We start from the raw sequence: 26,436 nt of genomic DNA, 5'->3' as shown, positions 1-26,436 counted from the left end.
AGGAAACAACATGTACTACACAAACGACTCAATCCTGCCGGAAAACATGGCGCCGCTGATCATCACCGCAGCGCCGTACGGCCCGGCGTGGCTGCCGGGTGACGCGAGCGACATCGCCCTCTCCTGGGACGAGCAAGTCCAGGCCGCAGTGGACTGCTACAAAGCCGGCGCTACCGTGCTGCACTTTCACGTTCGCAACCCAGCGACCGGCATGGGCTCCTCGGACTTTGAGCAATACAATTACCTGCTCAAGCGAGTGAAGGAAGCCGTTCCGGAAATGATCATCCAGGTCGGCGGCTCGATCTCGTTTTCCCCGCACACGGCCGACGCCAAGGCGAAGTGGCTCGACTACGACACCCGCCACATGTTGACGGAATTGGATCCCAAGCCGGAATTTGTGACCGTCACGACGGGGACGAGCCTCTGGGATATTTCCGCCGCCTTCGGCCCCGAGGACGTAGTCGGGACACACATGGAAGACCCGAAGGTGCAGGCGGCATGGTCCGGCATGGTGGTCGACTCGACGCCTGCCTTCTACGTCGAGCACCTCAAGCGTCTTCGGAAGAATGGCATCCAACCCTACTTCGTTCCCGGACATATCCACCAATGGGAACTCATCGAACGCTGTATCCGCGCCGGCATTTACATGGGACCGATGAACCTCGCGATCTGCGGATATGGCGGCGGCACGCTCGGTCGCAATCCATTCGACTGGATGAATTTTCTGCAGCGCGTCCCGCAAGGGTCCGTGACGACATTCTGGTCCAGCATGAGGGGGCTGATTTCCCTCTCGGCGATGTCCCTTGTGCTCGGTCAGCATGTGCGGGTCGGCAACGAGGACAATCTGTGGGGCGCGGACCGCAAGCGCAGAACGACGGTAGAGCAAATTCAGGGAGTGGTGCGTCTCTGCAAGGAGTTCGGCCGCAAACTGGCAACTGCCGAAGAGGCGCGCAAGATCATGAAGGTCGGTACCTGGTACAACAGCGTCGACGAGACGCTGCAAAATCTCGGCATGCCGCCCAATCCTTCCGAGTTCAATCCAGGCTTCCTCACCTGGCCGACGGACGGGAAGATCAGGCCACCGGTCATCGGAGGCGACTCGCATCCGATCGCCGCGTGCATGATGGCGCCGGAGCCGGTCCGGGCTGCCCAAGCCAGGTTGATGGCAGCGAGGAAGTAGTCCGCAATATCGAGAAGGTCCCGCTCCTAAACGGGAGCGGGACTGAAACATTCATGAGTATGACCCATGTCCCAATCATCTGCCAAACCGAGCGCCGCTGGACCGTGGGACCAGGCCTTTGCACAACTGGAGGGCTGGGACCCGGACTGGGCTGCAACATGCGCAAAGATGACACTGAACCCCTGGACCAGCGGGATACTGCCCCGCAAATTCATTGAGCTGGTCGGCGTCGCCCTGAATGCCGCGTGCACGAACCTCAACCCCGACGGTACCCGCCGCCATATCCGCGCGGCATTGACCGCCGGCGCGACCCGGGATGAAATCCTCGTGATCCTCAAGATGGCTTCCGTGATGTCGATCCATTCCTGCAGCCTCGGGGCGCCCATTCTGCTGGAAGAGGCCAGGGCGGCCGGAGCGAAGCCGGCCGGCAGACCCGCAGCGCCGACACCGGCCTGCGACAAGATGAGGTCGGTCGACCAATGGAATTCCGCGTGGGACCCGTTTCTTGAGCTCGATCCGGTCTGGACGGACGAATTCATGGCCACCGGCGTCGGGATCTATGGAAGCGGCACGCTCACGCCCAAGGAAGTCGAGCTTCTGAGCATCGCCTTCGACGCGTCGTATACCCACATGTATGCGCCCGGCGCGCGACGGCACATCAAGGGGGCGCTCGCCGCCGGCGCTACGATGGAAGAAATCATGGAAGTCCTGAAGCTCTGCGTCGTTCAGGGCGTGCAGGCTTGCAATCTCGGCGTACCGATCCTGGCGGACGAACTGGAGCGATTGCAGCGAGCCGCTGCGACTCCGTAGGCCGAATTTGACTCGATAGGACCGGGCGAGCCTTGGTCGGGAGACAGAACAATGGCCGAGGATCATTTTAGCCGCCTGAAGCAGAAAGCCGTCGTCGAAGCGAAAAAGCTGCTCTGGATATTCGCCTATCTATGGGCGCTGCTCGGCCTGTTCGCGCTTCACAAATCGATCGTTATGGGCGAACCCTCGTTCTATCACCAGGGCTTCGCCGTGATAAATGCATTGGTATTGGCGAAGATCATTTTTATCGCGGAAGAATTTCACGTGGCGGAGGAACTCAAGGACAGGCCCTTGATCTACCCGATCACGTACAGGTCTGCCGTGTTCGCGCTGATATTGATTGCTTTTCATCTGCTTGAGGAGGTCCTCGCAGCTCTTTGGAAAGGCAAGTCAATCATGGACAGCATCGGGGCCAACAGCCTTTTGGAAATGCTTATCCTCGGGGTGATCATGTTTGTTGTGCTGATGCCATTCTTCGCACTGAGGGAAATCGCCAGAGACGTCGGTGGCGACAGATTGTTCGAGCAATTTTTCTTGCGACGCAGTCGATCGATCGAGTTGCGTTCCTGATGGCGAGGCGGCTGGGGATGGGCCGCGTTCAACTATGACGCTGTGTCCGACACGTTCACGCCCGCCACCCAGGCCGACAAGCCGCCGCAGGCGAACGATACCAAATGCGGGTTCGCGTGTCACACCGCCGTTCAGGCAAAGGATTACGTCTTCACGGAGTACGGAAGAAGGTGATTATAACAAGGTCGATGTAACGGTATTTCACCGGATCAGCGGCATGGTGGCAAGGATTGCCACCATGCCGCTGTAAGCTCCGTTAGGGCAGGACGTTGGTGAAGCCACCACCCACGCCAAGACCGCCATTGTTGGAGAACGCGCCGCTCAAGGCCGCGCCATTCGGACCGGCCACTGCACCGGACTGACCGGTTGACTGACCGATGGACGTGCCAATGCCCGCACTGAGGCTCCCCGCGGGCGTGGCAACGGCAACGCCGCTACCCACCGAAGTATTGACACCGTTGGCCGCCGAAGCAGCCGCGGCGTTGCCCAGCGCTCCAGCGCCGGTGAGCGTGGTCACATTACCAAGATTGGCACCGCCGCCGATGGCGAGCGTGGAGCCGGCGTCAGCCGGAACAGCACTGCACACCAGTGCAACGAACGCAGCACTCATCAATAGCCTCTTCATCATGACTTCTCCTTCCTCTCGGTTACCACCACGGCGGTTGCCGCGGCGGGTGATGCCGCCGTGTGAGACTTTTCACCACTCGTCGTCGCCTTCTTCGTTGCCGAATGGCGGACGGTGCGGGCCCAGACACGGCAGCTCTGCTGGGCCACATCGTAGTCGTTGCAAAGACGGGTCTTGCCGGTCGCCCCTTCGACCAGCCAAATGTCGCCGCCGGTGTACGGTTCATCATCGGAGGCTTCGGCCCGCGCGGAGCGGGTGGGGATCGGCGGCGGGGTCGGACGGACCGGCGCGCGCTTCGGCAGGTAGATGTCGCAAACCTCCGGCATCGCGCGGTAGATGTCGCCGTTAAGGCAAAGCCGCGCCACCGCGGCCTTCTTCAGCCCCATGCTCCACAGCGTCCGTGCATCGAGCCGCGCCGCGCAGGCGGGATCGGGGATCGTGGTGCCGAAGCTTATTCCGGTCCCGACAAACGCGCCGCCGGCGGAAACCGACCCGAGGCACGTTTCGAGCCCGGCCGCGGCCAAGCCCGGTGCGAAGACGCTTGGTACATTCTTGACTGTCTGATGGGCCGGAACGGAGCTGGTGCTGGTGATCGTCGCGACACCCGCGCCGCCCTGCCCCGAGATCGACTGCGAACTCGATGTAGAGCTGCCAACGCCAACGCCCGTACCCGTCGATGTCGATGATTGAGCCCATGCAGGCTCGGTCGCCGCCATCGCAACGATGGCAGCCAACAATAGCCGCTTCATGTGTGGTTCTCCGCGCGCCGGTACAGTGAAAAATTCACAACCGTCCGCCGACGGCACACAAAGAACAGAAGAAGAAAGGGCTCCCTGGTTCTCGCCCGTTCAAGCGACGCGACGCGCCGGTGAACTCTGCGATCGATTCAATTTATCTTAAATTTTAAGCTTTGCTTCACCATACTCGTTTCGTGGTTAACGGGCGCGGCGCGCCGGAGTTCGTTGCGCACCTGTGCAAGTCCATTCGATGCAGCGCTCGCCTTCCTCGAACCGGGATCTCGACCCAGGACTACTTCGCGTATTTGCCCGCGAGCTGCGGAGTGATGTCCGGATAGGCGCGACCGCCGCCTCGAGCCGCGGCTTGTAGCTGCCCCAATGTTCGATCAGCCCGTTCATCAAATCGCCGGGGCCGGTGTGCGGGATGTCCTTGACCTCGGCACTGACATCGACCACGGCGTCGCCCTTCAGCACACCGGGCTTGAAATCGTCGAAATGCAGTAGCTTCATCGCGTATTCCTCGCCTCTTATGCCGAGCTTGCGCCCACGTCGGTCCGATCGCGCAACGTCGCTCGTCTTCTCCATGCCCGCAGGTCAGCCATGACTCTTACGGTCGCCGCGAGGACCAGCACGCAAAGCGCCACCTTCGAGACCGTCTCCATCGTACCCTCGATCAATATGCCATGAACCACGCTCCCCGCGACGATGACAATCGCAAGCAGCCTGTGGGCGATGCGCCACGTTCGCGGTCGCAGCCCCATTCGCCGGCGGAGCGTAGCCAAAAGCGCGACGGCGAAGATTGCCCACATGGCGATCACACCCCAGGGGGAAAACGGCGTCGGCGATGCGAAGAGAAGCGCGTCGATCATGTCGGGCGGACTGGTGATCCAAAGGCCCCCGACATGGATCACCACCGCCACAACCAGCGCGCCGCCGATCCAGTGATGGGTGCGCCGGCTACGATAAGCCGACAGTCCCGGCAAATATCCGGCGATCAGCAACGGCTGAATGAGCATGAGCCCCAGCGCGATAATCCCGGCGAACCCGGCCAGGATGTAGACCGGACCTCGCCATTCGAGCAGCGGGCTCGCCGCTGCAGCGGCGATCGGCACACAAACGGCGGCTGCGAGCGCGACCCAGATCAGGGCCACCCGGGCCGATCTCCATCGCTCGGTTGGCAACTCGGTCAGGCCGGCTGAAGCACGAAATGCGCTTCCAGGCTGGTTTCCTTTGCGCTGCGCATCACGGGACGCAGGAAGACGGTTTTGAATTCCCCGCTGTCATAGGCGAGGTGGCCATGCGGCTGGCCGAAGATCGGAATGATCTGCGGCATCTCGAGACGGAACGCCCCGTTCTTGTCGGTCAGTGTGGCGCCATGGCTTTGCGGTTCGTGCTCCTGCCCCTCGGTCGTGTGCGCCCAGATTTGAATACGTTGCCCGGCAAGCGGAGCGCCGTCGCCTGCGCGACGCACGGTGCCGCTCATCCAGAAACCACCCTTGCCGATCCGCTCCACTGTCGGCGCGCCCGGCCGGTAGTTGTTGGACCCACCTTGCATCGAAGCGGTCGGCGCAAGCCCTTCCGCGCGGGCGGGCAATAGGAGGCCGGAAACCCCTGACGCCAGGACAGAGCCGCCAACGGCGAGGAGGTTGCGGCGGTTGAGTACGACGGTGGTCATGTCAATTCCTCCTGGCGACCGTGCAGTTGCTCCATCGAGGCTACAACAACAAGCGCGAGACGCCCAGTTGAGGGAAGCGAAGAGCGCGATGGGTCGCAATAAAAGTGTTGTGAACGGGTGTGATGCAATCCCGGCCCGACGCCTGCCGGCGAGCCCTGGCAGACTTCGCTGCGGGCCAGCCCGCCTACCCTGCGGCGGAACGAACTGGTAGCCTAACTAAGCCGGCGCGGCCGAGCGCGGCGTCGATGACAGGGAGTGATCAGATGATACTCAATCCGGATCATATCACTATCGGAGTGGCGGACGCCGGCCCGGCGATCGAGTTCTTCGCGCTTTTTGGTTTCAGAAAGAGTCACGTCGCGACGATCGACGGTGGCGTTCCCGCCCGCTACATGGGCATGCCCAGCATGAAAGCGCAGCACATCACCCTCGCACTCGAAGGAGCAAATTTTCCTTTCGAGATCCAGCGGCTTCAATTCGATCCGCCCCCAGGGACTGATCCGGGTGCGTACCCGACGAACCTGCGAAAGCGGGGCTTCAATCACCTCGCATTCCGCGTCGACGACATCGAGGCGGCGACCGCGTACCTCCTGGCCAACGGCGTCACCGTGCTGAGCGACGAGATGGATTACATCAGCCGAAAGCTGCGGCTCTTCGAGGGTCCCGAGGGCATCACCCTCGAGTTGGTACAGCGGGACGACTGAGCCGCTGCATTACCCCCGGAGTCCTCCGACGAACTGCCTGACGCGATCGAGCACCGCCTGCCGGTCGCCGGCGAAGGCAAAGTGATCTTCGCCGTCGAGTTCGATGAACCGCGCCTGCGGGATGTGGTCGGCGAGATGTCTGCCGGCGCCGATGCGGACGGCGCGGTCGCCGCGGCGATGCAGCACCAGCGTCGGCACGGCAACGCGAGCCAGCAGATGTCGCACATCGGTATCGCGCAGGGCCTCCAGCACGCCCTTGATGGCGCCCGGGCTCGAGGCCGCACGAAGCAGGCCTGCCCACCAGGCTCTCGCCTTCGCATCGCCGGCAAGGGATGGCGCGAACGTCTCGATACCGGCAGGCCCACCCCAGGCCGAAACAAGCTGCTGCAGCCACATCAAATACTGATCGGCGCGCAGCGCGTGCGGATAATCGGGCGCAGCGCTTCCCTTCGCGAGCGACGCGAACAGGATCAGCCCGGCGACGCGGTCGGGATGATCGGCCGCGAAGCGGATGCAGGCAGGCCCACCTTCGGACGCGCCGAACAGCACGACGCGCCGCGAGCCTGCGGCGTCGAGCACGGTGCGAATGTCCTGCGCGGTCGCCTCCGCGCTCGGGCTGAAGCCGACCCGGTCGGACTGGCCGACGCCGCGGCGATCGAACAGGACGAGGCGGCCCATTTCCGCCAGCGAGGCAAGGAAAGCCCGGCACCGCGCGTCCTCCCAGACCCGTTCGACATGGGACACGAAGCCGGGCAGCATCAGAATGTCGGCACGCCCGCTGCCATAGGTCTGGAACGCGAGATGCACGCTGCCGCCGCTGACATATTGCGTCGGCGGCGGCTCTGCAGCGGTGACGGCCTCAAGCAGCGCGCGGGTCTCGGCTTCCGGCGCCACGTCGAGTTCGTCGCGCAAACGCTGTGTCAGCGCTTCGTACTGGCGCTCGGCCCCAGCCCGATCGCCGCCCAGGATGAGATTGCGGATGAGGTGGCGCGCATAGATCTCGCTGAGCGGATCGAGCGCCACCAGGCGGCCGGCATGCGCCGCGGCGGACGCGTGGTCGCCCGCCGCGTGCTTCTCCTGCACCACCCGCTCCAGCGCCTGGATCGCGCGGCCGCGCAACGCCTCCTTGCGAAAGAACGCCCACTCGTCGAATTGCGGACTGTCGCCCGGCGAGAAGCCGTCGAGGAAGTCGGCCAGATAGAGGCCGCAGGCGCGCTCGAACTCGCCGCGGTCACAGGCCTCCTCGAACAAGCGTGAATCAAGATCCAGACTGACCGACTCCGCCAGCCTGACCGTGGATCTATCGGATGCGAGGACATCGCCAAGCGCGAGCTGAAGCCGATGCAGCAGCCGTCGCAGCCGCGCCCTGACCACGTCCGCAGGGCTTTCCGGCCACAACATGGTCGCAAGAGCTTCGCGCCCGACCGGCCCCCTCGCCTCGGCCAGATAGACCAGCAGCGCAAGGCCCTTGCGCAGGGCCAACGGGCACGGGCGGTCATCACACCGAACCTCCGGAAAGCCGAGCGTCCGGATGCTGAACGAAACCATGGCACTGCGATCTTCGATTGTTGCGTCCGGGGACGCAATTGCTGCGTCCGGGGACGCTGAGGGGACGCCGCGATGATAGCACCGGTGACATTGCACCGTCACCTTCTGGAGAAACCTCATGATCGGACGCGCCGCCGCCCTGCTCTACGGCCTGGCGAGCTATCTCATCTTCTCGGCTTCATTTGCCTACACCCCGGCCTTTCTCGGCAATTTTCTTGTTCCGAAGACCATCGACGTCGGACCGGACAGCGGACGCGCGCAGGCAGTCCTGATCAACACCATCCTGCTCGGCCTGTTCGCGATCCAGCACAGCGTGATGGCACGCCCGGCCTTCAAGCGCTGGTGGACCCGCATCATCCCGGCGTCGTGCGAGCGCAGCACCTATGTGCTGATCTCGAGCCTGCTGCTGATCCTGATCTTCTGGCAATGGCGCCCGATCGCCCCGACCATCTGGCACGTCGAGGGCTGGCCGGCAGCCATGCTCACGGCGATCTTCTGCATGGGCTGGGTGATCGCGCTGGCTTCGACGTTCCAGATCGACCATTTCGAGCTGTTCGGACTGCGCCAGGCTTTCGACGCGCTGCGCGGCGCAGCCGATCGCGTGCAGGCGTTCAAGACGCCGTTCCTGTATCGGCTGGTGCGTCACCCGCTGATGCTGGGTCTCTTGCTGGCGTTCTGGGCGACGCCGCATATGACGGCAGGCCACCTGCTGTTTGCCGTCCTCACATCAGCCTACATCCTCGTCGGCGTCAGGCTCGAGGAGCGAGATCTCGTTGCCGAGTTCGGCGCGAGCTACGAACGGTATCGCGAACGTGTTCCGATGCTGATGCCGCGCCTGTTCGGCGGCAGCGGCGCTCCTGCTGTACAAACACGTCGGGAGGCCTGAGATGCGCGCCATCCTTTGCAACGCGTTCAAAGGCGCCGAGGCCCTCGCATTCACCGAGACCGCCGACCCGCGCCCGGCAGCGAATGAGGTTCTTATCGACGTCCATGCCGCGTCCGTCGGCTACATGGACTATCTGATGAGCACGGGCGGCTATCAGATGCGGCCCACCCTGCCCTATGTGCCGGGAACGGACGCCGCCGGAATCGTGCTGGCCTGCGGCGAGCAGGTCACGCGCTTCCGGCCCGGTCATCGGGTCAGTTGCGGAAACTGGTTCGGCGCATTCGCCGAGCGCATGGTCGCCAGGGAAAGCAGCGTCGCATTGCTGCCGGCCAATGTCGATTTCACCGTGGGATCGACCGTCATGAACACCTATCTCACGGCCTGGTACGCGCTGATTGAACGGGCGCGGCTGCAGGCCGGCGAGACGGTGCTGGTGACGGGAGCCGCCGGCGGCGTTGGCCTCGCCTGCGTCGAGATCGCGCATTTGATCGGCGCGCGCGTCATTGCCGTCGTGGGCAGTGCCGCGAAGGCGGCCGTGGTCCGCACGCACGGCGCCGCCGAAGTCGTCGATCATTCCTGCGAAGACGTGCGCGATCGCGTGAAGGCGCTTGTTGGCAACAAAGGCCTCGACGTCTGTATCGACAATGTCGGAGGCGCGCTGTTCGCCACGCTTGCAAGGCTGATGGGCTGGAACGGCCGGCTGCTCCCGATCGGCTTCACCAGCGGCGAGATTCCGTCGCTCGCCATGAACCTTCCCCTGCTCAAGAACTATTCGGTCGTCGGTGTTTTCGTCGGCGCCTGGATGGAGCGCAATCCGGACCAGGCCGCGCGCGCGGTCGAGGCCATCATGGCATGGGTCGGCGAAGGCAAGCTCCGACCGCAGGTCGACCGGGTGCTTCCGCTTCAGCATGCCGGCGAGGCGATGACCCTGGTTGCGAACCGGAGCGCGATGGGGCGAATTGTACTGCGGGTCAAACAGGAGCCTTGACCGAAAGCAACGGGCGGCCGAGGGACGCCTGAGGCGCCATGACATAAATCAAGGGACAAAGGAACTCGACCTGCCAGCCTCTGCTCGGGCTGGGAGGGCCCAATATGTCAATCAACCGTCGTCAAACGCTTGCGGGGCTGAGCGCCGCAGCCTCTGTCCTTGCGCTTTCACGCTCCGCGCACGCCGAGTTTGATGGTCCTATCGTCAGGGCATTGGAGGGCGGCGAGGACTTCTGGGTCGCACAGGATGCGTATATTTACGGATATCCACTGGTCACGATGGAAATGACCCGCAGGGTCATGACGAATGTCGCGTCAGCCGAAGGTACGCGCGGACCGATGGGACAGTTCGTCAAGCTCCGGAAGTATCCGGATGCCTCCTTCAGGGACGTAACGGCTCCCAATGCCGACACCCTCTACACGTCGGCCTGGATTGACGTGGGGGATGAGCCATGGGTCCTGAGCATGCCCGACATGAAGGACCGCTATTTCCTCTTCCCGATGCTGGATGGCTGGACCACCGTCTTCCAGGTGCCGGGCAAGCGGACCACAGGCACGAAGCCGCAGACCTACGCGATCACCGGCCCGGGCTGGAAGGGAACGCTTCCCGCCGGAGTCAAGGAATACAAGTCGCCCACCAGCCTCGTCTGGATTCTGGGCCGCATCTACTGCACCGGCACGCCGGAGGACTATGCCGCCGTGCACAAGGCCCAGGACGAGTTCAAGCTCGTGCCGCTCAGCGCGTACGGCAAATCCTATTCCCCTCCCCCGGGCAAGGTCGATCCTTCGATCGACATGAAGACGGCGGTTCGCGAGCAGGTCAACCGCATGGACGCTGTGGCCTACTTCACCCTGCTTGCCCAACTGCTGAAGCGCAATCCGCCGGCTGCCGCCGATGCGGCCGAAGTCGCGGAGTTCGCGAAGATCGGCCTCGTCCCCGGCAAGGACTTCGATGCGAGCAAATTCAACGCCGCTTTCGCCAAGCGCATCCCGCAGATCGCCTTCGACCGGATCATGCTGCAGTTCAAGATCAACAAGGCGATCAAGAACGTCAACGGCTGGGCTTACGATAGCGAAACCGGCATCTACGGCACCAACTATCTCAACCGCGCCCTCGTCACGGCGATCGGCCTGGGCGCCAATCGCATTCAGGATGCCGTCTATCCAACGTCGCAGAAAGGCGCCGACGGAAGGGAATACCACGGCAGCAACAAGTACGTCATGCGTTTTCCGAAAGGACAACTTCCGCCGGTCGCGGGCTTCTGGTCGCTGACGATGTATGACGAGAACTTCTTCTTCGTCGAAAATCCAATCAACCGCCAATCGATCAGCGCCCGCCAGAACCTCAAGGCCAATCCGGACGGTTCGGTTGACCTCTACATCCAGAAGGACAGTCCGGGCCCAGACAAGGAGAGCAACTGGCTTCCCGCGCCCGCGGGCAAGTTCGTTCTGATGCTGCGCATGTATTGGCCGAACGAAAAATCGCCGTCGATCATCAATGGAACCTGGAAGCCGCCGCCGGTACGGAAGGTGACAGTCAACTAGTTAGGCCGCGAACCCATAAATCTGCCAGTGCACCGCTTGCCAGAGTCCGCAGCCGGCATCGAGCCGCTTGCAGCGATTCCTTCATGCGGCTCGCCATGGCGTCAACCGCGGAATCCAGCGCGGCACATTCGTCCGAAAGCTCTCGTACTCCGTGCCGAATGCTTGCTCGAGCGTCGGTTCTTCGTACATCACCACAAAGACATGGAAAAAAAGCCAGAGTAGCGCGCCGTACCAGAGGAGACGCCAGTCACCAAACAAAAGGGCCTGACCAAAAATGACTGCGACGACCGCGATGTAGATCGGATTTCGCACGTAGCGATAAAGGCCAGTCACTACGAGCTTTTGTGTCGGCGCGACCGGGGCGGGCGTCCCCAGTCCCTCCAGCGCAAAACGGGCAAATGAATCCAAAAGTCCGGGCACTCCGACAAGGATCAATATACCGCCGAGGATGCGGGTTAGATCGACGCCGAAAAAAGCTGGCCGAAATTCCCACTGCGTGACCCACCGGGGGACGAAGCCTGCCAGCACCAACGGCGCAATGACGAAGAACAGAGCGGAGCCTAGGACGGCAATTGCTTTCGACATTGCGCGCTCCCATGACCCGACCGTCGGCGTGTCGCGACCCGATACGGCAAACTCGCAGCCAACTATCTTGCGTTCGTCAAACTCGCATCAATCCGAATTTGGCTGCGTCCTGATGAGTCCACGCCCTGGCGCAATTCCTATTCGGCCTTGATGCCCGCGAACTTGATCACCTTTGCCCATTTTTCGGTGGCGTCTGCGATGATCTTGCCGAATTCCGTGGGCGTGCCGCCGAGCACCGTGCCACCGAGCTCGACGATCCGGGTCTTGACCTTGGCATCGGCGAGGCCGGCGTTGAGTTCCTTGTTCAGCATATCGATGATTTCCGGCGGCGTGTTCCTGGGTGCTCCAATGCCGGCAAAGCCGCTGGCCTCATAGCCAGGCACGAAGTCCGCCACCGTCGGAACGTCAGGCAAAACCTCCAGGCGCGCCGCGGTCGTCACCGCCAGGGCGCGCAACTGGCCCGCCTTGATCTGCTGGACCGATTCCGACAGCGGCGCGAAGATCACCTGCAGATGGCCGGCAATCATATCTGTCACTGCAGGCGCGCCGCCGCGATACGGGACGTGGACCAGATCGACCCCGGCCATCATCTTGAAGAGTTCGCAGGCAATGTTCTGTGGCGTGCCGGGGCCGGCCGAGCCGTAATTGATCTTGCCCGGGTTGGCCTTGGCATAGGCGATGAACTCGGGGATCGTCCTGGCGGGGACCGAGGGATGCACCGCGACGACGTAGGCCAGCCGCGCGGCGCAAACGACCGGCGCGATGTCGCGGATGAAGTCGAAACCCAGATTGCTGTAGAGCGCGGCGTTGATCGCGTGCGGCGTCACGATCTGCAGCAGGGTGTAGCCGTCAGGGGCGGCTCTGGCGACCGCCTCGGTCCCGATGTTGCCGCTGGCGCCGGCGCGGTTCTCGACGATGAATTGCTGGCCCAGTCGATCCGACAGCCACTGCCCCATCAGGCGCGCCTGGATGTCGGTCGCCCCGCCGGCGGCAAAGCCGACGACGATGCGCACTGGCCGCGACGGATAGGCTTGCGCCCGCGCCATGCGGGGCACGGCCGGCAATGCAGCCGCACCCGCGGCCAGACGAAGGAATCTGCGACGGGGAAATTCCATGGCGCGCCCTCCGCAGTGCGTGATGTCGCGGACTTGCTATCCGTCTGGACGCCCTGCGGGGACAGGCTACACCGGTTTTGCGAAGAGGCGAAAGAGGCATGTCACGGCTTGGCCCATGCGGACCTGCGTGCGGCTTTGGGCGATGGTAGCTGATGACGCTACGTGGATGTTACCGCCGCGCGACGCCCGCCTGGTCCAGCTTTGCCAGGAACGTGTTGATCGCGTCGGCGCCCAGCTTCGGCTGCTGGCACATCCACCAATGTCCCACCCCGTTCAAGACAGCGACCTCTGCGCCCGCGCGCTCGGCGCAACGACGCGCGAGCGGCTCACCGCCGCAGTAATGGTCCTCCGTCGCGATCACGGCCAGGCCGGGCTTTGCGGCCGCGCGCGACAAACCGGCGCCGAAGTCTCGCATCACCGGCTGCGCGGCCGATCTGTAAACCGCAAGGATCGCCCTGCCCAAATCCGGGTTTGTGCCGGCAACCACTTTCCGGGCGATCGCCGAGGTCATGCCGAGGCTCTCGAACCGCTGGACCCGCGCCTCGGCCGGTGCACCTGCCATCTGCGCGATCGCCTGCTCGCCGGCTTCCGGTTTCTGCCAGACCTGCGCCATGTCGTGCCAGACGTAATCAGGATCGAACGCACCGAGAATATCCGACGTCCAGGATCGTATCAGATCCGGATGCTCCATTGCGATGCGGACCACATGTCCCCCGCCCCAGTCGTGCCCGATGAGATCGACCGGTTGCACCAACTTCCTGAGTTCGCCCGCAAGCCAGTCGCGATAGGCATCGACGGTGCAATCAAAGCCCGGAGGGATCGCCGATCCAAATCCGGGTGGCGAGAGACGAACGATATTCTGCTCGCGCAGATGCGGGACGAGATCGTCCCAGACCGCTTCGGTTTCGGGATTTCCGTGAACGAGAACGATGGTCATCGCGAGTTTCTCCCCGACTGAGTCCGTTGAACAAGTGGCAATTCACACTCCGTCCTGGTTCGTCACGGTCCCCGCAGCAGCTTTATGCCGTGCGCGAGCGCCGTTTGCATCAATAGCGTGTCAACGCCGTAGGCTATCATGCGAAAGCCCCTGGCGCGAAAATCGCGCGCCCATTGCTCGTTGCCGGCGAGAAAACCTGGCGTCTTGCCGTGCTTCCTGCAGGCCTGGACCAGGCGATCGACGGCGGCGTGGAATTTCGGGTTGTCGAACTCCCCGGGGATGCCGATGAAGTTCGTCAGATCGTAGTGACCAAGCCAGACCACGTCGACGCCCTCGACCGAAGCGATGGCCTCGACATTTTCGCTAGCGGTCATCTGACTGAGATTGCGCCACGTCCGCTTAGACAAACAATGCAGATTTCCATCGAGCCGACCTCAAAGTCCGCTAAGGGCCGAAAGCAGTCACTCGATCACCTCGTCCGCGCGGGCTACAAACGCGGGCGGAAGTTCGAGCCGAAGCTGTTGGGCGGTCCTCAGGTTGATCAGCAACTCGTACTTTGTCGCTTGAAGATAGGGCATCTCGCCCGGCTTTCCCCCGCGCAAGAGTTCTGCCTGCTGTTGTGCCGATAGACGAAGTGCTAGTTTGAAATCATCTGCATAGGCCATCAGCCCGCCTGCTTCTACCTGCTCTCGTAAGCAATACATCGCTGGAATGCGAGTCTGACCGACCAGTTCGACAATGAGCCGTCTGTGATGGAAGAGCTCAGTCTCATATGCAATCAGAATGCCATCGGAGTGGATGGCTGTGATTGTCTCGAAGGTGCGTCTAAGCGTGGCCTCATTAACGGGTGTGTCTACGGGGGCCCTCACCAAGAGCACTCCGAGCCTCTGAGCCACCTCGCGCGTCGCCTTTCCTCCCGCGCCGTCCCATGCTGCCGCCGTCGAAACGAAAAGCACTCTTCGTAGGTTAGGCAACGCCTCGACTAGCATCTCCAGTCGCTTGCCCCACAGTTCAAATCCAGCGTCCACGCTAACACCGGTAAGGTTGCCCCCGGGATGCGCGATATTCGTTACCAACCTCTGCCGGATCGGATCGCCGGTTACGCTCACTATAGGGATCGTAGTAGTCGCGGCCATGAACGCGCGGGTCAAGGGAGCGCCTGACGTAGCGATCAAGTCCGGTTGGGTGCTCACGACTTCGCGTGCGAGTTCAGCGTACCGGTCTTGGTTTCCTGCAGCGGTGTATCGCTCGATGATCAAGTTGCGGCCCTCGACAAAGCCGAGCCGCTGTAGTTCCTGAAGGCCAATGGTGAAGGAGCTATCTCCGCCGATCTTCATATCCTCAATCCGCCCGGCAGGATGCGCTACGGCCATGCGCTTCATGCCAGTCGAAGGTTGCGCGCCTGCGCTGCCGGTCACTGCCGCCAGTACCAGCCCACCGATGAAATCTCTCCGCCTCAATTCGATCCCCAGCCCTAAGGGTGGACGGCGAGCTGATCTAATCACAGTTCATTCCCATCTGCCAGCCGATGGGGATGCTACGGGTCCCGGGTCAAGCCGGGACGACGGATGACAGGCCCGTGGCTCCCCTACCGCCGAAAACTCTTGATCTCCGACACGCTGCCGTCGCGATAGGTCAGTTCGACCGACACCGACCTGGTCGTGGGCGCGAGCTTCATATAGGGGTTGGCATCGTGCGGGATGACGCTGGGATCGCGGGGATCGCAGGGCGGCATCTTCAGCACCTTGTCGGGCACCGCGCTGTCGATGCCGACGCGCACTTCGCGGATCGCGCAGCGATACGACATCAGGTGGGTGTAATAGACCAGAAGGCCGTTGAATTCGCGGAACGACAGCCAGCTCGTCGCGGTCATATCGAGGATCTTGCGCTGTTCGCGGATCAGCGCGGCCTCGGGGTCGAAGCGGATCGGGAACGGCCCCTGCAGGTCGCCATTGGTGTCGACATAGCGCACCTGGATGTTGCCGGCCGGCGCATCGGCCGGGAGCTCGATCGAAGGGTTCGGCATCCGCTTGCGGGTGCGCGGATCGAGCGTGTCGATGAAGCCGGTTTCGCGGAAGTCGCCGGCTTCCCCGAGTCGCCAGGAAATGCCGAGCGTCGGATCCGCAAACGAGAACACGATCGTCCAGCCGCCATTATGGCGCGAGAACGACGCGATCGGCGCATTCAGCGATTCCTTCTGCGGCGGCAGCCGCTGCACCGGCGACAACGCCGCAAGCTGCTGCGCCGGTTCGGCGGGCTTCGCCGACACTTCAGGCTGGCCCTTCATCACGCCGTTCAGGAACACGTCGTCGACCATCTGGTCGAAATAGACCGGGATCTGCTTGTGGCGGACGGTCTCCGCCATTTCGCTGACAACGCGTCGCGTACGCTGCGCGACCTGGACGAGGTTGGCGCCGGGTTGCGTCAGCTCCCTGGCGAAGGTGCGCGTAAACACCGAGTTGGGATTGGCGTCGTCATTGGAGAGCCGGTCGAGCGCGGTCTGCCGCGGTCCCGCCGAGAAGATCGAGAACACGCCTTCCGGCAATTGCGTCATCGGCGCCAGGCCGCCGCCGCCGGCAACCGCACGGGTACCGGCACGCTCGAACGGATTGTTGCGGCAGGCGTCGAACACCAGGATCGCGGTGCGCACCTTGCGGTTCTGCAGCCGCTCGATGATGCGGTCGGCGAGAACAGAGGCGTCGCGCACCAGTTCTTCCTGGCCTTCGGTCGCCGCCGGAACGTCGGTCGGCAACAGGAAATTCTGGCCGGCGATTTCGAAGCCGTGACCGGCATAGAAGAAGAACGCGGTGTCGCCGGCATCGACCGCCTTGTCGAAGGCGAGCAGCGTCTGGCTGAACGCCTGCCGGTTCTGGTTCTCCGCCAACATCACCGTGAAGCCGAGCTGCTTCAGCGTATCGCCCATGGTGCGGGCGTCGTTGACCGCCTTCTGCAGCTTGGGCACGTTGCGGTAGTCATTGTTGCCGACCACGAGCGCCACGCGCTTCTCGGCGCAGGCGGGCGCGGCAAAGGCCGCGATGCACGTGGCGAAGCTCGTCACTGCGAGCAACCTGGAAAGCCAACCCTTCATCGAACTCCCCAAGATCGAATTCCCCAAGATCGAATTCCCCAAGCGCACGAATGGTCCTGGTCCGGGCCGTGCATCGCCGCTTCATGCCATAGTCGGCATCCGAATGCCCGCGGTTCAACGGCCCCGATTGATAGCAAGGCGCCCGCCCAAATTGGCGGCCAGATGACGGTTTTTGCCCTTATTTGTGCGAAAACATTAAGGTTTTTCAGCTATAGGACCGGTTCAAAGATTGACTTTGGCCATTTCGACCCTATGTTCGCGCTCAATGCGGCCTTGGATCGAAGAGCGATTCCCTGGTTTGCCGCTCGTCTGCGTAAGTCAGAGCCCCCAGCTTCCTAGAGCGCGCCGTTTCGGGGCAAAACGCGACAGCCTTTTTACCTTCGATTCCGAACGGCGGTGTCGACTAGAGGCTCAATGTCTTTTTCCAATCTCGGCCTTTCCGATAAGGTCCTCGCCGCAGTTGCGGCCACCGGTTACACCACCCCTACCCCCATCCAGGAACAGGCCATTCCGCACGTTCTGGCCCGCCGCGACGTCCTCGGCATCGCCCAGACCGGCACCGGCAAGACCGCCGCCTTCGTCCTGCCCATGCTCACGCTTCTGGAAAAGGGCCGCGCCCGGGCCCGAATGCCCCGCACCCTGATCCTCGAACCGACCCGCGAACTCGCCGCCCAGGTCAAAGAGAATTTCGACAAATACGGCGCCGGCCAGAAACTCAACGTCGCGCTCCTGATCGGCGGCGTCTCGTTCGGCGACCAGGACTCAAAGCTGACGCGAGGCGTCGACGTCCTGATCGCAACCCCCGGCCGCCTGCTCGACCACACCGAGCGCGGCGGTCTCTTGCTCACCGGCGTCGAACTGCTGGTCATCGACGAAGCCGACCGCATGCTCGACATGGGCTTCATTCCCGACATCGAGCGCATCTGCAAGCTGGTGCCGTTCACGCGACAGACGCTGTTCTTCACCGCGACGATGCCGCCGGAAATCAGCCGCATCAGCGAAACCTTCCTGCACAATCCGGAACGGATCGAAGTCTCAAAGCCGGCAACGACCGCAACCGGCGTATCGCAGTTCAAGGTCGCCGGCGGACGCGAGGCGCACGAGAAGCGCGAACTGCTGCGCCGCCTGTTGCGCGACGCCAAGGACCTCAACAACGCGATCATCTTCTGCAACCGCAAGCGCGAGGTCGCCATCGTTCACAAGTCGCTGCAGAAGCACGGCTTCAGCGTCGGCGCCCTGCATGGCGACATGGACCAGTCGGCGCGCACCGCGGCGCTCGATCAGTTTCGCAGGGGCGAGATTCCGCTGCTGGTGGCCTCCGACGTCGCCGCGCGCGGCCTCGATATTCCTGCCGTCAGCCACGTTTTCAATTACGACGTGCCGCACCATGCCGACGACTACGTGCACCGCATCGGCCGCACCGGTCGCGCCGGCCGTAACGGCACCGCGATCTCGATCGTCAGCCCGCTCGACAACAAGTCGATCGCTGCGATCGAACGGCTGATCGGAAAGACCATTCCGCCTGCCGAAGGCGACTACACCGTGCACTCGGATTCATCCGAGGAAGGCGAACGGCCGCGTGAGCATCGCGCGCGCGAGGGTTCTCGCGAAGGCTCGCGCGGCGGCCGCAAGCGCCGTGAACGCGAACCGCGTCCCGCCAAGGCACAGGCCAAGGAACACGTCAAGGAACACGCCAAGGAAAATACCAGGTCCGCCGAGCGCGAGCCGCGTCATGCCAGGGGTGGAAGCCGCGGCGGCAGACCGCAAGCGGAAGCCGCGGCCGTTGCGCCGACGGCCCCCGCACAGCCGTCGCGTGTGCCCTCGATCGGCCGGCCCGAACCGCGACGTGCGCAGCGCGACGTCGAATCCGAGCCCGGCGATCACTCGCACCTGCCCGCGTTCCTGTTGCGGCCCGTTCGCGCGCGCGTCTGACGCGACACGATCCGACGGCCGGAACGGTTTACCGTTTACCGGCCGTTCATCCTCCTCCGTTAACTTGGCGGCGATAATTTAGTCATTTGCTGCACGGCAACGCGCAGCGCCGCCATGATGATTGTTGGGGACGGATCAGTGGTCAATCTGCTGGACGAACACGAACGCACGATGGCGTTCGCCGAGGTAGCGTTAGGCCAGATCAGATCCCTCCGGCAAACCGCCGTCCCGCGCAACTACGAAATCTGGTACGTCTACGCGACCGGATACAACGCTGCCCTCAACAAGATCATCAACGAGACGCTGGCGCGCAGCGGCAAGCTCAGCGAGTCCGATCTCGAGCAGATCTACGAAACCTATCTCTCCCACATCAAGGCCTCCGACCGCATCGACAAGGTCGGCGCGCGCGTGATCGGCGAGATCGACGGCGTGATGACGCTCATCACCGAGGCGCTCGGGATGTCCACGAGCTACGACTCGAGGCTGAGCGGCGCGAACGAGCAACTCAAGAACGCCAGGAGCCGCGATCAGCTCAAGGCCGTCATCGATGGCCTGATGAAATCGACGCGCGAGATGCAGGAAACCAACAAGGCGCTGGAAAGCCGGCTGATGCTGTCGAAGACCGAGATCAGCAATCTGCAGCACAGCCTCGAGGCGATCCGCGCCGAGAGCCTGACCGACCCGCTGACCGGACTGGGCAATCGCAAATATTTCGACCGTTCGATCGAGATGGCGGTGCGCTCCGCGCAGGCAAGCGGCGAGCCGCTGTCGCTCATGATGTTCGACATCGACCACTTCAAGTCGTTCAACGATTCCTACGGCCATCTCACCGGCGACCAGGTGCTGCGGCTGGTGGCGATGTCGCTGAAGCAGACCATCAAGGGCCAGGACATCACCGCCCGCTACGGCGGCGAGGAGTTCGCGGTCGTGCTGCCGAATACCGGCTTGCGCCAGGCGCTGACGGTCGCCGACCACATCCGCCGCGCGGTCATGGCAAAGGAATTGAAGAAGAAATCGACCGGCGAGATTCTCGGCCGTGTCACTATCTCAGCCGGCGTCTCCATCCTGAAGCCGGGCGACGACACGGACTCGCTGATCGAACGCGCCGACGCCTGCCTCTACGCCGCCAAACGCAACGGCCGCAACCGCGTGATCTGCGAGACCGACCGCGAATACGCCGACGAAACCCGCAGCCAGGTTGCTTGACCGCCTAGCTGCGCGAAGCCTTCTTCGTTGGCCGGGCCTCGCCCGTTCCGATCGCCTTCCGCTTCGGCTTGGCCGCAGCCTTCATCGACACCTTCGGCTTCGCCTTGCGTGCCCTCGGCGGCTTGCGCAGCGCCGCACGCTGCGCGGCTGCCAGGGCCGCCCTCGCCCAACTGGCCAGTTCCTCGGAATCATCGAACAGGCGCGCCGGCAACTGCCAATACGAGTTCACCGTGACCGTCTTGGTTCGCGTCTGATATTGAAACGGCCTGGAACCCTCCGCTTCGAATTGCGGAATGGTCTGTTCGTCAGCACGGAAATAAAGACCGGCGCGCAGCGAGAGGGCGAAGTTGGTGCCATCGGCGGAGATACCGTAGCCGGAAAACATCTTCCGGATGGTGACCGGACCGAAATCGGCAAACAGGTCGATCAGGAATTCCCGATCCATCGCTCACCGTCCCCGGCGATGCCGCCGCTCAAACCTTCGCAGGCGTCAGTTGCACCGACTCGCCGCAGCCGCAGGCGGAAACCTGGTTCGGGTTGTTGAAGATGAACTGGGCCTGCATCTTGTCGGCCTTGTAGTCCATCTCGGTGCCGAGCAGGAACAGCACGGCCTTGGGATCGACCAGGATCTTGACGCCCCTGTCCTCGACGACCTCGTCGGTCGGGCGGATCTCGTGGGCATATTCCACCGTATAGGACTGCCCGGCGCAGCCGCCATTCTTGATGCCGACGCGCAGGCCGACGATTTCCGAATCGGCACGCTTGGTCAGTTCCGTGATCCGCGCGGCCGCAGCCTCGGTCAATTTCATGACCTGGGGCCGGGGCCGGGGCTTCGGCTTGGACTGGACGGTGATATCCATCGCGGTTGATCTCCGGCGCCGCCTCAAGGCGACGAGCTATCCTGGCATTAAAGTAACAACGAAATTCCCACTGTGAAGGACCCAATCACACCAGGTATCACCACATGTTCAGCACGAGGCGCGCCTCGTCGGACATCCGGTCCGGGGTCCAGGCCGGATCCCAGACCAGGTTCACGCTGACGACACCGACGCCGGGAACGCTGGCGATCGCATTCTCCACCATGGTCGGCAGTTCGCCGGCCGCCGGGCAGTTCGGCGTGGTCAGCGTCATCGTGACGTCGACGCTGCGGTCGTCCTTGAGATCGACCTTGTAGATCAGGCCGAGTTCGTAAATATCGGCCGGGATCTCCGGGTCGAACACCGTCTTCAGCGCGGCGACGATTTCCGTGCCGAGGCGCTCGGTCTCCTCCGGCGGCAGCGCCGAATTGGTTTCCATATTGGCTGACTTGACTTCGGCCGTATCACTCATGCGAACAAATCCCGCGCCTTGATCAGCGCCTGTGCCAGGTGGTCGACTTCTTCCCTTGTATTATACATGCCGAACGAGGCCCGGCAGGTGGCCGTGACATTGAACCGCTCTAAAAGCGGCATCACGCAATGGGTACCGGCGCGCACCGCGATGCCCTGCCGGTCGATCACGGTCGCGACGTCGTGGGGATGCGCGCCCTTCATCTCGAAGGAGATCACCGGTCCCTTGCCACGCGCGGTGCCGATCAGGCGCAGCGAATTGATCTCGCGCAGCCGCTCCTGGGCGTAGGTCAGAAGATCGTGCTCGTGGGCGGCGATGCGTTCCTTGCCGATCGAGGCAACGTAGTCGATCGCGGCGCCCAGCCCGATCGATTCCACGATCGCCGGCGTTCCGGCCTCGAACTTGTGCGGCGGATCGCCATAGGTGATCCAGTCCTTGCTGACCTCGCGGATCATCTCGCCGCCGCCGTTGTAGGGACGCATCGCGACGAGGTGCTCATGCTTGGCATAGAGCACGCCGATGCCGGTCGGGCCGTACAGCTTGTGGCCGGTGAAGACGTAGAAATCGGCGTCGATGTCCTGGACGTCGACCGCCAGATGCACGGCGGCCTGGCTGCCGTCGACCAGCACAGGGATGCCGCGCGCATGCGCCAGCTTCACCACGTCCCTGACCGGCACCAGCGTGCCGAGCGCGTTCGACATCTGGGTGATGGCGACGATTTTCGTGCGGTCGGTGAGCAGCTTCTCGAACTCGTCGATCAGGAAATTGCCGTCGTCATCGACCGGCGCCCATTTGATCACGGCGCCGTGGCGCTCCCGGAGGAAGTGCCAGGGAACGATGTTGGAGTGATGCTCCATGATGGAGATCACGATCTCATCGCCCGCCTCGATGTTGGGCTCGCCCCAGGACGACGCCACGAGGTTGATCGCTTCCGTGGCGTTGCGGGTGAAGATGATCTCCTCGGTACGGCCGGCGTTGAGGAATTTCGCCACCTTGGCGCGGCCGCCCTCATAGGCTTCGGTCGCGGCGTTGGCGAGGTAATGCAGCCCGCGATGCACGTTGGCATACTCGCTCTTGTAAGCCTCCGTCATGCGGTCGAGCACGGCGGTCGGCTTCTGGGCCGAAGCCGCGTTGTCGAGATAGACCAGCGGCTTGCCATAGACCTTCATGGCGAGCGCGGGGAAATCCTCGCGCACGCGGTAGACGTCATAGGCTCCGTTCTTGACCGCCGGATGCTGGCTCATGACCGTGCCTCCAGCCAGCGCTGCGTGGCTGCCATTGCGAGTTCGCGCAGATCATCGTTGACGATGGATTCGATCGCCTCGCCCACGAACGCCTGAATCAGCAGCGCCTGGGCATCCTTCTCGGGAAGGCCGCGGGCGCGCAGATAGAACAGAAGACTGTCGTCGAGCGCGCCGGTGGTCGCGCCGTGGCCGCAGGTGACGTCGTCGGCGAAAATCTCGAGCTCCGGCTTGTTGTCAGCCTCGGCGTCGTCGGACAACAGCAACGCCCGCGTCATCATCTTGGCGTCGGTCTTCTGCGCGTCGGGACGCACGATGATGCGGCCCTGGAACACCGAATGGGCGCGGTCGTCGGCAACGGCGCGGAACACCTCGCGGCTCGCGCAATGCGGCACCGCGTGATCCATGAACAGCGTGGTGTCGGCGTGTTGGCGGCCGTTGAGCAGGTTGACGCCGTTGGTCTCGACCCGGGAGTGCTCTCCGGCAAACGTAATCGTCGCCTGGTAGCGGCTGACGGCAGCGCCCGAGGTCATGCCGAACGTGTTGTAATGCGCATGCGCACCCAGCGTGACGACGGCCGAACAGATGTTGAAGGCCTCCCGGCTGTCCTCGACCAGCCTGACATGATCGAGCCGCGAATTGTCGCCGATCGCGAGAACCAGCGAGTCATGAGCCTGATAGGTCCTGGCGCCATCAGCCGCCATGTAGCTTTCGACCAGCGTCACACCGGCATCCTTGCCGAGGCGCAGCAGCGAGCGCGTGAACATCGCCGCCGGCGCAGGCCCGCCGGCGACATGAATGATCTGCAGCGGCTGCTTCAGCACGACACCGTCGGCGATATCGATCACTATGCCGTCGGTCATCATCGCGGTGTTGAGCGCCACCATCGGATTGTCGTTGTCGGGCGTGAGGAGTTGCGCCAGCAGCGCCGCGTCGCCGGCTTCCAGCACATCGCGCAACGTGCGGACAGTAAGGCCCTTCTCCAGGCCACCGACTTCGGAAAGCTTCGGCACGAACACACCGTCCACCAGCACGAGCGGACGCGCGCCCTTGATCGCCTGCAGTTTCACGGCTGTGGCGGCTCGTTTCAGCGCAGCGGCGTCCGGCGCCGCCGCCAGCGGCAGCACCTCGCGCATCAGGGCGCGCAGATCGGTATATTTCCACTCTTCGATACGCCGATGCGGCAGACCGACGCGTTCGTAAGCCTCGAAGGCGGCGCTTCGCGCCCCGGCCACCTTGCCGGCGCCGGGCAGCCGGTCGCGCGCGATTGCGAAGCTGTCGCTCAGCGCGCGTCCCGTCTCGTTCTTTGCCAAAACCAGGTTCATCACAAATCCGCTCTGCGTCAGGCTGCGTCTTCGAACTGGGCGTAGCCGGAGGCCTCGAGCTCCAGCGCCAGATCCTTGCCGCCGCTTTTGACGACCCTGCCCTTCGACATCACGTGCACGAAGTCAGGCACGATGTAGTTGAGGAGCCGCTGGTAGTGCGTGATCACCACCATGGCGCGCTCGGGCGAGCGCAGCGCATTGACGCCGTCAGCGGCGATCCTGAGCGCGTCGATGTCGAGACCGGAATCCATTTCGTCGAGAATGCAGACGGCCGGCTCGAACAACGCCATTTGCAGGATCTCGTTGCGCTTCTTCTCGCCGCCGGAGAAGCCGACATTGACGCCGCGCTTCAGCATGTCCTGCGGAATGTTGAGCGACTTGGCGACCGCACGGACTTTCTTCAAAAAGTCCGGCGTGGAAAATTCGCTCTCGCCGCGCGCCTTGCGCTGCGCGTTCAGCGCGGTGCGCAGGAAATTCATGGTGGCGACGCCGGGAATTTCGACCGGATACTGGAACGCCAGGAACACGCCCTTGGCGGCGCGCTCGTCCGGCGCCATCTCAAGAAGGTCCTCGCCCCTGAACAGGATCTGGCCGTCGGTGACTTCATAGCCCGGCTTGCCGGCAATGACGTGGCTGAGCGTCGACTTGCCGGAGCCGTTCGGCCCCATGATCGCATGCACTTCGCCCGGGTTCACCGTCAGCGTAAGTCCGTGGAGAATTTCGCGCTCCTCGACTCGGACCTTCAGATCTTTCACTTCTAGCAATGACATGTCGTTTTCCGTTCTTAATCCTCGTCCTGAGGAGCGCCTTCAGGCGCGTCTCGAAGGACGTGGCCCACAATCTTTTCTCTCATCCCTCGAGACGGCCGCTCACGTGGCCTCCTCGGGATGAGGTCGCTATCCCACCGATCCTTCGAGCGAGATCGAGATCAGCTTCTGCGCCTCAACCGCGAATTCCATCGGCAGTTGCTGCAGCACGTCCTTCACGAAGCCGTTGACCACGAGGCCGACGGCTTCTTCCTGCGAAAGTCCGCGCTGGATGCAGTAGAACAGCACGTCCTCGGAAATCTTCGACGTCGTCGCTTCGTGCTCGAAGGTCGCCGAGGAATTCTTTGCTTCGACGTAAGGCACCGTGTGCGCTCCGCACTTGTCGCCGATCAGGAGCGAGTCGCAGGCGGTATAGTTGCGCGCGCCGGTCGCCTTGCGGTGTGCCGTGACGAGCCCGCGATAGGTGTTCTGCGAAACGCCCGCGGCGATACCCTTGGAGATGATGCGGCTCGACGTGTTCTTGCCGAGATGAATCATCTTGGTGCCCGAGTCGACCTGCTGGTAACCGTTCGATATCGCGATCGAATAGAATTCGCCGCGCGAATTGTCGCCGCGCAGGATGCAGCTCGGATATTTCCAGGTGATCGCCGAACCGGTCTCGACCTGGGTCCAGGAGATCTTCGAATGGTTGCCGCGGCAGTCGCCACGCTTGGTGACGAAGTTGTAGATGCCGCCGACGCCCTCGGAGTTGCCGGGATACCAGTTCTGCACCGTCGAATATTTGATCTCGGCATCGTCGAGCGCGACGAGTTCAACCACGGCGGCGTGCAACTGGTTCTCGTCGCGCTGCGGTGCGGTGCAGCCTTCGAGGTAGCTGACATAGGCGCCCTTGTCGGCGATGATCAGCGTGCGCTCGAACTGGCCGGTGTTGCGCTCGTTGATGCGGAAATAGGTCGACAACTCCATCGGGCAGCGCACGCCCGGCGGCACGTAAACGAACGAGCCATCGGAGAACACCGCCGAGTTCAGCGTCGCAAAGTAATTGTCCGAGGTCGGCACGACCGAGCCGAGATACTGCTTCACCAGTTCGGGATGCTCGCGGATGGCTTCCGAGATCGGCATGAAGATCACGCCGGCGGCCTTCAATTCCTTCTGGAACGTGGTCGCAACCGAAACCGAGTCGAACACCGCGTCGACCGCGATCTTGCGCTCGCCTTCCGGATTGACGACGCCTTCCAGCACCTCGACTTCGCGCAGGGGGATACCGAGCTTCTCGTAAGTCTTGAGGATTTCCGGATCGATCTCGTCGAGCGAGCCGATCTGCTTCTTCGGCTTTGGCGCCGAGTAGTAATAGAGATCCTGGTAGTCGATCTTGGGGTAGTTGACGCGTGCCCAGGTCGGCTCGGTCATGGTCAGCCAGCGGCGATAGGCCTCCAGACGCCATTCCAGCATCCAGGCAGGCTCGTTCTTCTTGGCGGAGATGAAGCGGACGGTGTCTTCCGAGAGCCCCTTGGGCGCCTTCTCGGACTCGATAACAGTCTCAAACCCATATCGATACTGGTCGACGTCGATGCGCCTGACGCGCTCGACCGTCTCTTGTACGGCTGGCATTCCATCCTCCGCTCGCGGTTTCAAGGACCGCGG

General features: G+C 63.1%; 28 protein-coding genes and 2 pseudogenes. 11 read left to right on the top strand and 19 right to left on the bottom strand.

The genetic code is table 11. The features are described 5' to 3' along the window. Positions 1–10 precede the first annotated feature (10 nt). The 4 genes and pseudogenes from V7E26_RS06735 to V7E26_RS06720 form a co-directional block, all read left to right on the top strand. Positions 11–1,180 (top strand): 3-keto-5-aminohexanoate cleavage protein, encoded by a 1,170-nt coding sequence (locus V7E26_RS06735; protein ID WP_324414655.1) that lies wholly within the window; start codon positions 11–13, stop codon positions 1,178–1,180. A 66-nt stretch (positions 1,181–1,246) separates the two neighbouring features. Next, entirely contained in the window at positions 1,247–1,990 is a 744-nt protein-coding gene (locus tag V7E26_RS06730; RefSeq protein WP_324414654.1) for a carboxymuconolactone decarboxylase family protein, read from the top strand. Positions 1,991–2,041: 51 nt separating this feature from the next. Beyond that, positions 2,042–2,560: a hypothetical protein gene (locus tag V7E26_RS06725; RefSeq protein WP_324414653.1), complete on the top strand. Its 519-nt coding sequence runs from the start codon at positions 2,042–2,044 to the stop codon at positions 2,558–2,560. 6 nt (positions 2,561–2,566) lie between these two features. Beyond that, positions 2,567–2,734: pseudogene (locus V7E26_RS06720) on the top strand (cytochrome P460 family protein); the annotation flags it as partial. An 82-nt stretch (positions 2,735–2,816) separates the two neighbouring features. On the opposite strand, the gene V7E26_RS06715 reads toward V7E26_RS06720, so the two are convergent. The 5 genes from V7E26_RS06715 to V7E26_RS06695 all read right to left on the bottom strand — a co-directional run bounded on the left by V7E26_RS06715 (position 2,817) and on the right by V7E26_RS06695 (position 5,597). Next, positions 2,817–3,185 carry a hypothetical protein gene (locus tag V7E26_RS06715; protein WP_324414652.1) on the bottom strand — a complete coding sequence of 123 codons (369 nt, stop codon included), beginning with the start codon at positions 3,183–3,185 and terminating at the stop codon, positions 2,817–2,819. Further along, positions 3,185–3,934: a hypothetical protein gene (locus V7E26_RS06710; RefSeq protein ID WP_324414651.1), complete on the bottom strand. Its 750-nt coding sequence runs from the start codon at positions 3,932–3,934 to the stop codon at positions 3,185–3,187. Before V7E26_RS06710 ends, V7E26_RS06715 begins: the two co-directional genes overlap by 1 nt. 186 nt (positions 3,935–4,120) lie before the next feature. After that, on the bottom strand, positions 4,121–4,432 hold the full coding sequence (locus V7E26_RS06705) for a hypothetical protein (protein WP_324414650.1): 312 nt from the start codon (positions 4,430–4,432) through the stop codon (positions 4,121–4,123). Between the two features lie 17 nt (positions 4,433–4,449). After that, a complete protein-coding gene (locus V7E26_RS06700) occupies positions 4,450–5,073 on the bottom strand; it encodes a ferric reductase-like transmembrane domain-containing protein (protein ID WP_324414649.1) in 624 nt (207 codons plus the stop codon). A 35-nt stretch (positions 5,074–5,108) separates the two neighbouring features. Further along, on the bottom strand, positions 5,109–5,597 hold the full coding sequence (locus V7E26_RS06695) for a Twin-arginine translocation pathway signal (RefSeq protein ID WP_324414648.1): 489 nt from the start codon (positions 5,595–5,597) through the stop codon (positions 5,109–5,111). A gap of 263 nt (positions 5,598–5,860) precedes the next feature. On the opposite strand from V7E26_RS06695, the gene V7E26_RS06690 reads away from it, so the two are divergent. Next, on the top strand, positions 5,861–6,301 hold the full coding sequence (locus V7E26_RS06690) for a VOC family protein (RefSeq protein ID WP_324414647.1): 441 nt from the start codon (positions 5,861–5,863) through the stop codon (positions 6,299–6,301). Between the two features lie 9 nt (positions 6,302–6,310). On the opposite strand, the gene V7E26_RS06685 is transcribed toward V7E26_RS06690, so the two are convergent. Then, the gene (locus tag V7E26_RS06685; protein WP_324414646.1) at positions 6,311–7,849 is read right to left on the bottom strand and encodes an alpha/beta fold hydrolase; all 1,539 of its coding nucleotides are present in this window, start codon (positions 7,847–7,849) and stop codon (positions 6,311–6,313) included. 118 nt (positions 7,850–7,967) lie between these two features. On the opposite strand from V7E26_RS06685, the gene mddA reads away from it, so the two are divergent. The 3 genes from mddA (at position 7,968) to V7E26_RS06670 (ending at position 11,267) form a co-directional block, all read left to right on the top strand. Beyond that, the gene (gene mddA, locus V7E26_RS06680; protein ID WP_324414645.1) at positions 7,968–8,735 is read left to right on the top strand and encodes a methanethiol S-methyltransferase; all 768 of its coding nucleotides are present in this window, start codon (positions 7,968–7,970) and stop codon (positions 8,733–8,735) included. Between the two features lies 1 nt (position 8,736). Next, on the top strand, positions 8,737–9,723 hold the full coding sequence (locus tag V7E26_RS06675; RefSeq protein WP_324414644.1) for an NADPH:quinone oxidoreductase family protein: 987 nt from the start codon (positions 8,737–8,739) through the stop codon (positions 9,721–9,723). Positions 9,724–9,827: 104 nt separating this feature from the next. Next, positions 9,828–11,267, top strand: coding sequence for a DUF1254 domain-containing protein (locus V7E26_RS06670; protein ID WP_324414643.1), 1,440 nt, complete (start codon positions 9,828–9,830; stop codon positions 11,265–11,267). 81 nt (positions 11,268–11,348) lie between these two features. Here V7E26_RS06670 and V7E26_RS06665 read toward each other — a convergent pair whose 3' ends face one another. After that, positions 11,349–11,852: a methyltransferase family protein gene (locus tag V7E26_RS06665; protein ID WP_324414642.1), complete on the bottom strand. Its 504-nt coding sequence runs from the start codon at positions 11,850–11,852 to the stop codon at positions 11,349–11,351. Between the two features lie 24 nt (positions 11,853–11,876). On the opposite strand from V7E26_RS06665, the pseudogene V7E26_RS06660 reads away from it, so the two are divergent. Beyond that, positions 11,877–11,957, top strand: a pseudogene (locus V7E26_RS06660) (IS5/IS1182 family transposase); the annotation flags it as partial. Positions 11,958–11,989: 32 nt separating this feature from the next. On the opposite strand, the gene V7E26_RS06655 reads toward V7E26_RS06660, so the two are convergent. The 5 genes from V7E26_RS06655 to V7E26_RS06635 form a co-directional block, all read right to left on the bottom strand. After that, positions 11,990–12,967 carry a Bug family tripartite tricarboxylate transporter substrate binding protein gene (locus tag V7E26_RS06655; RefSeq protein WP_324414641.1) on the bottom strand — a complete coding sequence of 326 codons (978 nt, stop codon included), beginning with the start codon at positions 12,965–12,967 and terminating at the stop codon, positions 11,990–11,992. A 169-nt stretch (positions 12,968–13,136) separates the two neighbouring features. Beyond that, positions 13,137–13,904, bottom strand: a complete 768-nt coding sequence (locus V7E26_RS06650) for an alpha/beta fold hydrolase (RefSeq protein WP_324414640.1) — start codon at positions 13,902–13,904, stop codon at positions 13,137–13,139. A 62-nt stretch (positions 13,905–13,966) separates the two neighbouring features. After that, positions 13,967–14,278 carry an aldolase/citrate lyase family protein gene (locus V7E26_RS06645; protein WP_324414639.1) on the bottom strand — a complete coding sequence of 104 codons (312 nt, stop codon included), beginning with the start codon at positions 14,276–14,278 and terminating at the stop codon, positions 13,967–13,969. A gap of 87 nt (positions 14,279–14,365) precedes the next feature. Continuing rightward, positions 14,366–15,277, bottom strand: coding sequence for an ABC transporter substrate-binding protein (locus V7E26_RS06640; protein WP_324414638.1), 912 nt, complete (start codon positions 15,275–15,277; stop codon positions 14,366–14,368). A 215-nt stretch (positions 15,278–15,492) separates the two neighbouring features. Then, positions 15,493–16,992, bottom strand: a complete 1,500-nt coding sequence (locus V7E26_RS06635; protein ID WP_324414637.1) for a caspase family protein — start codon at positions 16,990–16,992, stop codon at positions 15,493–15,495. A gap of 414 nt (positions 16,993–17,406) precedes the next feature. Here V7E26_RS06635 and V7E26_RS06630 point away from each other — a divergent pair, with 414 nt between their 5' ends. Further along, positions 17,407–18,924 carry a DEAD/DEAH box helicase gene (locus tag V7E26_RS06630; protein ID WP_324414636.1) on the top strand — a complete coding sequence of 506 codons (1,518 nt, stop codon included), beginning with the start codon at positions 17,407–17,409 and terminating at the stop codon, positions 18,922–18,924. Between the two features lie 138 nt (positions 18,925–19,062). Continuing rightward, positions 19,063–20,130 carry a GGDEF domain-containing protein gene (locus tag V7E26_RS06625; protein ID WP_324414696.1) on the top strand — a complete coding sequence of 356 codons (1,068 nt, stop codon included), beginning with the start codon at positions 19,063–19,065 and terminating at the stop codon, positions 20,128–20,130. 4 nt (positions 20,131–20,134) lie between these two features. Here V7E26_RS06625 and V7E26_RS06620 read toward each other — a convergent pair whose 3' ends face one another. The 7 genes from V7E26_RS06620 to sufB form a co-directional block, all read right to left on the bottom strand. Next, positions 20,135–20,575, bottom strand: coding sequence for a TfoX/Sxy family protein (locus V7E26_RS06620; RefSeq protein WP_324414635.1), 441 nt, complete (start codon positions 20,573–20,575; stop codon positions 20,135–20,137). Between the two features lie 28 nt (positions 20,576–20,603). Further along, on the bottom strand, positions 20,604–20,990 hold the full coding sequence (locus V7E26_RS06615) for a HesB/IscA family protein (protein WP_324414634.1): 387 nt from the start codon (positions 20,988–20,990) through the stop codon (positions 20,604–20,606). A 97-nt stretch (positions 20,991–21,087) separates the two neighbouring features. Beyond that, positions 21,088–21,459, bottom strand: coding sequence for an SUF system Fe-S cluster assembly protein (locus V7E26_RS06610; protein ID WP_324414633.1), 372 nt, complete (start codon positions 21,457–21,459; stop codon positions 21,088–21,090). Further along, positions 21,456–22,703, bottom strand: a complete 1,248-nt coding sequence (locus V7E26_RS06605; RefSeq protein WP_324414632.1) for a cysteine desulfurase — start codon at positions 22,701–22,703, stop codon at positions 21,456–21,458. Before V7E26_RS06605 ends, V7E26_RS06610 begins: the two co-directional genes overlap by 4 nt. Continuing rightward, positions 22,700–24,025, bottom strand: coding sequence for a Fe-S cluster assembly protein SufD (sufD, locus tag V7E26_RS06600; protein ID WP_324414631.1), 1,326 nt, complete (start codon positions 24,023–24,025; stop codon positions 22,700–22,702). The genes V7E26_RS06605 and sufD overlap by 4 nt, the downstream gene beginning before the upstream one ends. 17 nt (positions 24,026–24,042) lie before the next feature. Then, entirely contained in the window at positions 24,043–24,795 is a 753-nt protein-coding gene (gene sufC / locus V7E26_RS06595) for a Fe-S cluster assembly ATPase SufC (RefSeq protein WP_324414630.1), read from the bottom strand. Positions 24,796–24,921: 126 nt separating this feature from the next. Next, positions 24,922–26,403, bottom strand: a complete 1,482-nt coding sequence (sufB, locus tag V7E26_RS06590; protein WP_324414629.1) for a Fe-S cluster assembly protein SufB — start codon at positions 26,401–26,403, stop codon at positions 24,922–24,924. Positions 26,404–26,436: the final 33 nt, after the last annotated feature.

It is taken from the genome of Bradyrhizobium sp., assembly GCF_036735945.1.
Taxonomy (GTDB): Bacteria; Pseudomonadota; Alphaproteobacteria; order Rhizobiales; family Xanthobacteraceae; genus Bradyrhizobium.
The sequence above is the reverse complement of the archived record's forward strand: the minus strand, read 5'-3'. Positions and strand labels throughout refer to the sequence as shown.

Bases quoted from the DNA above. Each gene is read 5' to 3' on its own strand.
- V7E26_RS06610 (WP_324414633.1), bottom strand. From the start codon at position 21,459: ATGAGTGATACGGCCGAAGTCAAGTCAGCCAATATGGAAACCAATTCG.
- sufD (WP_324414631.1), bottom strand. From the start codon at position 24,025: ATGAACCTGGTTTTGGCAAAGAACGAGACGGGACGCGCGCTGAGCGAC.
- V7E26_RS06650 (WP_324414640.1), bottom strand. From the start codon at position 13,904: ATGACCATCGTTCTCGTTCACGGAAATCCCGAAACCGAAGCGGTCTGG.
- mddA (WP_324414645.1), top strand. From the start codon at position 7,968: ATGATCGGACGCGCCGCCGCCCTGCTCTACGGCCTGGCGAGCTATCTC.
- V7E26_RS06640 (WP_324414638.1), bottom strand. From the start codon at position 15,277: ATGGCCGTAGCGCATCCTGCCGGGCGGATTGAGGATATGAAGATCGGC.
- V7E26_RS06715 (WP_324414652.1), bottom strand. From the start codon at position 3,185: ATGAAGAGGCTATTGATGAGTGCTGCGTTCGTTGCACTGGTGTGCAGT.
- V7E26_RS06630 (WP_324414636.1), top strand. From the start codon at position 17,407: ATGTCTTTTTCCAATCTCGGCCTTTCCGATAAGGTCCTCGCCGCAGTT.
- V7E26_RS06725 (WP_324414653.1), top strand. From the start codon at position 2,042: ATGGCCGAGGATCATTTTAGCCGCCTGAAGCAGAAAGCCGTCGTCGAA.
- V7E26_RS06735 (WP_324414655.1), top strand. From the start codon at position 11: ATGTACTACACAAACGACTCAATCCTGCCGGAAAACATGGCGCCGCTG.
- V7E26_RS06670 (WP_324414643.1), top strand. From the start codon at position 9,828: ATGTCAATCAACCGTCGTCAAACGCTTGCGGGGCTGAGCGCCGCAGCC.
- V7E26_RS06685 (WP_324414646.1), bottom strand. From the start codon at position 7,849: ATGGTTTCGTTCAGCATCCGGACGCTCGGCTTTCCGGAGGTTCGGTGT.
- sufB (WP_324414629.1), bottom strand. From the start codon at position 26,403: ATGCCAGCCGTACAAGAGACGGTCGAGCGCGTCAGGCGCATCGACGTC.
- sufC (WP_324414630.1), bottom strand. From the start codon at position 24,795: ATGTCATTGCTAGAAGTGAAAGATCTGAAGGTCCGAGTCGAGGAGCGC.
- V7E26_RS06605 (WP_324414632.1), bottom strand. From the start codon at position 22,703: ATGAGCCAGCATCCGGCGGTCAAGAACGGAGCCTATGACGTCTACCGC.
- V7E26_RS06665 (WP_324414642.1), bottom strand. From the start codon at position 11,852: ATGTCGAAAGCAATTGCCGTCCTAGGCTCCGCTCTGTTCTTCGTCATT.
- V7E26_RS06710 (WP_324414651.1), bottom strand. From the start codon at position 3,934: ATGAAGCGGCTATTGTTGGCTGCCATCGTTGCGATGGCGGCGACCGAG.
- V7E26_RS06655 (WP_324414641.1), bottom strand. From the start codon at position 12,967: ATGGAATTTCCCCGTCGCAGATTCCTTCGTCTGGCCGCGGGTGCGGCT.
- V7E26_RS06705 (WP_324414650.1), bottom strand. From the start codon at position 4,432: ATGAAGCTACTGCATTTCGACGATTTCAAGCCCGGTGTGCTGAAGGGC.
- V7E26_RS06635 (WP_324414637.1), bottom strand. From the start codon at position 16,992: ATGAAGGGTTGGCTTTCCAGGTTGCTCGCAGTGACGAGCTTCGCCACG.
- V7E26_RS06695 (WP_324414648.1), bottom strand. From the start codon at position 5,597: ATGACCACCGTCGTACTCAACCGCCGCAACCTCCTCGCCGTTGGCGGC.
- V7E26_RS06675 (WP_324414644.1), top strand. From the start codon at position 8,737: ATGCGCGCCATCCTTTGCAACGCGTTCAAAGGCGCCGAGGCCCTCGCA.
- V7E26_RS06645 (WP_324414639.1), bottom strand. From the start codon at position 14,278: ATGACCGCTAGCGAAAATGTCGAGGCCATCGCTTCGGTCGAGGGCGTC.
- V7E26_RS06615 (WP_324414634.1), bottom strand. From the start codon at position 20,990: ATGGATATCACCGTCCAGTCCAAGCCGAAGCCCCGGCCCCGGCCCCAG.
- V7E26_RS06730 (WP_324414654.1), top strand. From the start codon at position 1,247: ATGTCCCAATCATCTGCCAAACCGAGCGCCGCTGGACCGTGGGACCAG.
- V7E26_RS06620 (WP_324414635.1), bottom strand. From the start codon at position 20,575: ATGGATCGGGAATTCCTGATCGACCTGTTTGCCGATTTCGGTCCGGTC.
- V7E26_RS06690 (WP_324414647.1), top strand. From the start codon at position 5,861: ATGATACTCAATCCGGATCATATCACTATCGGAGTGGCGGACGCCGGC.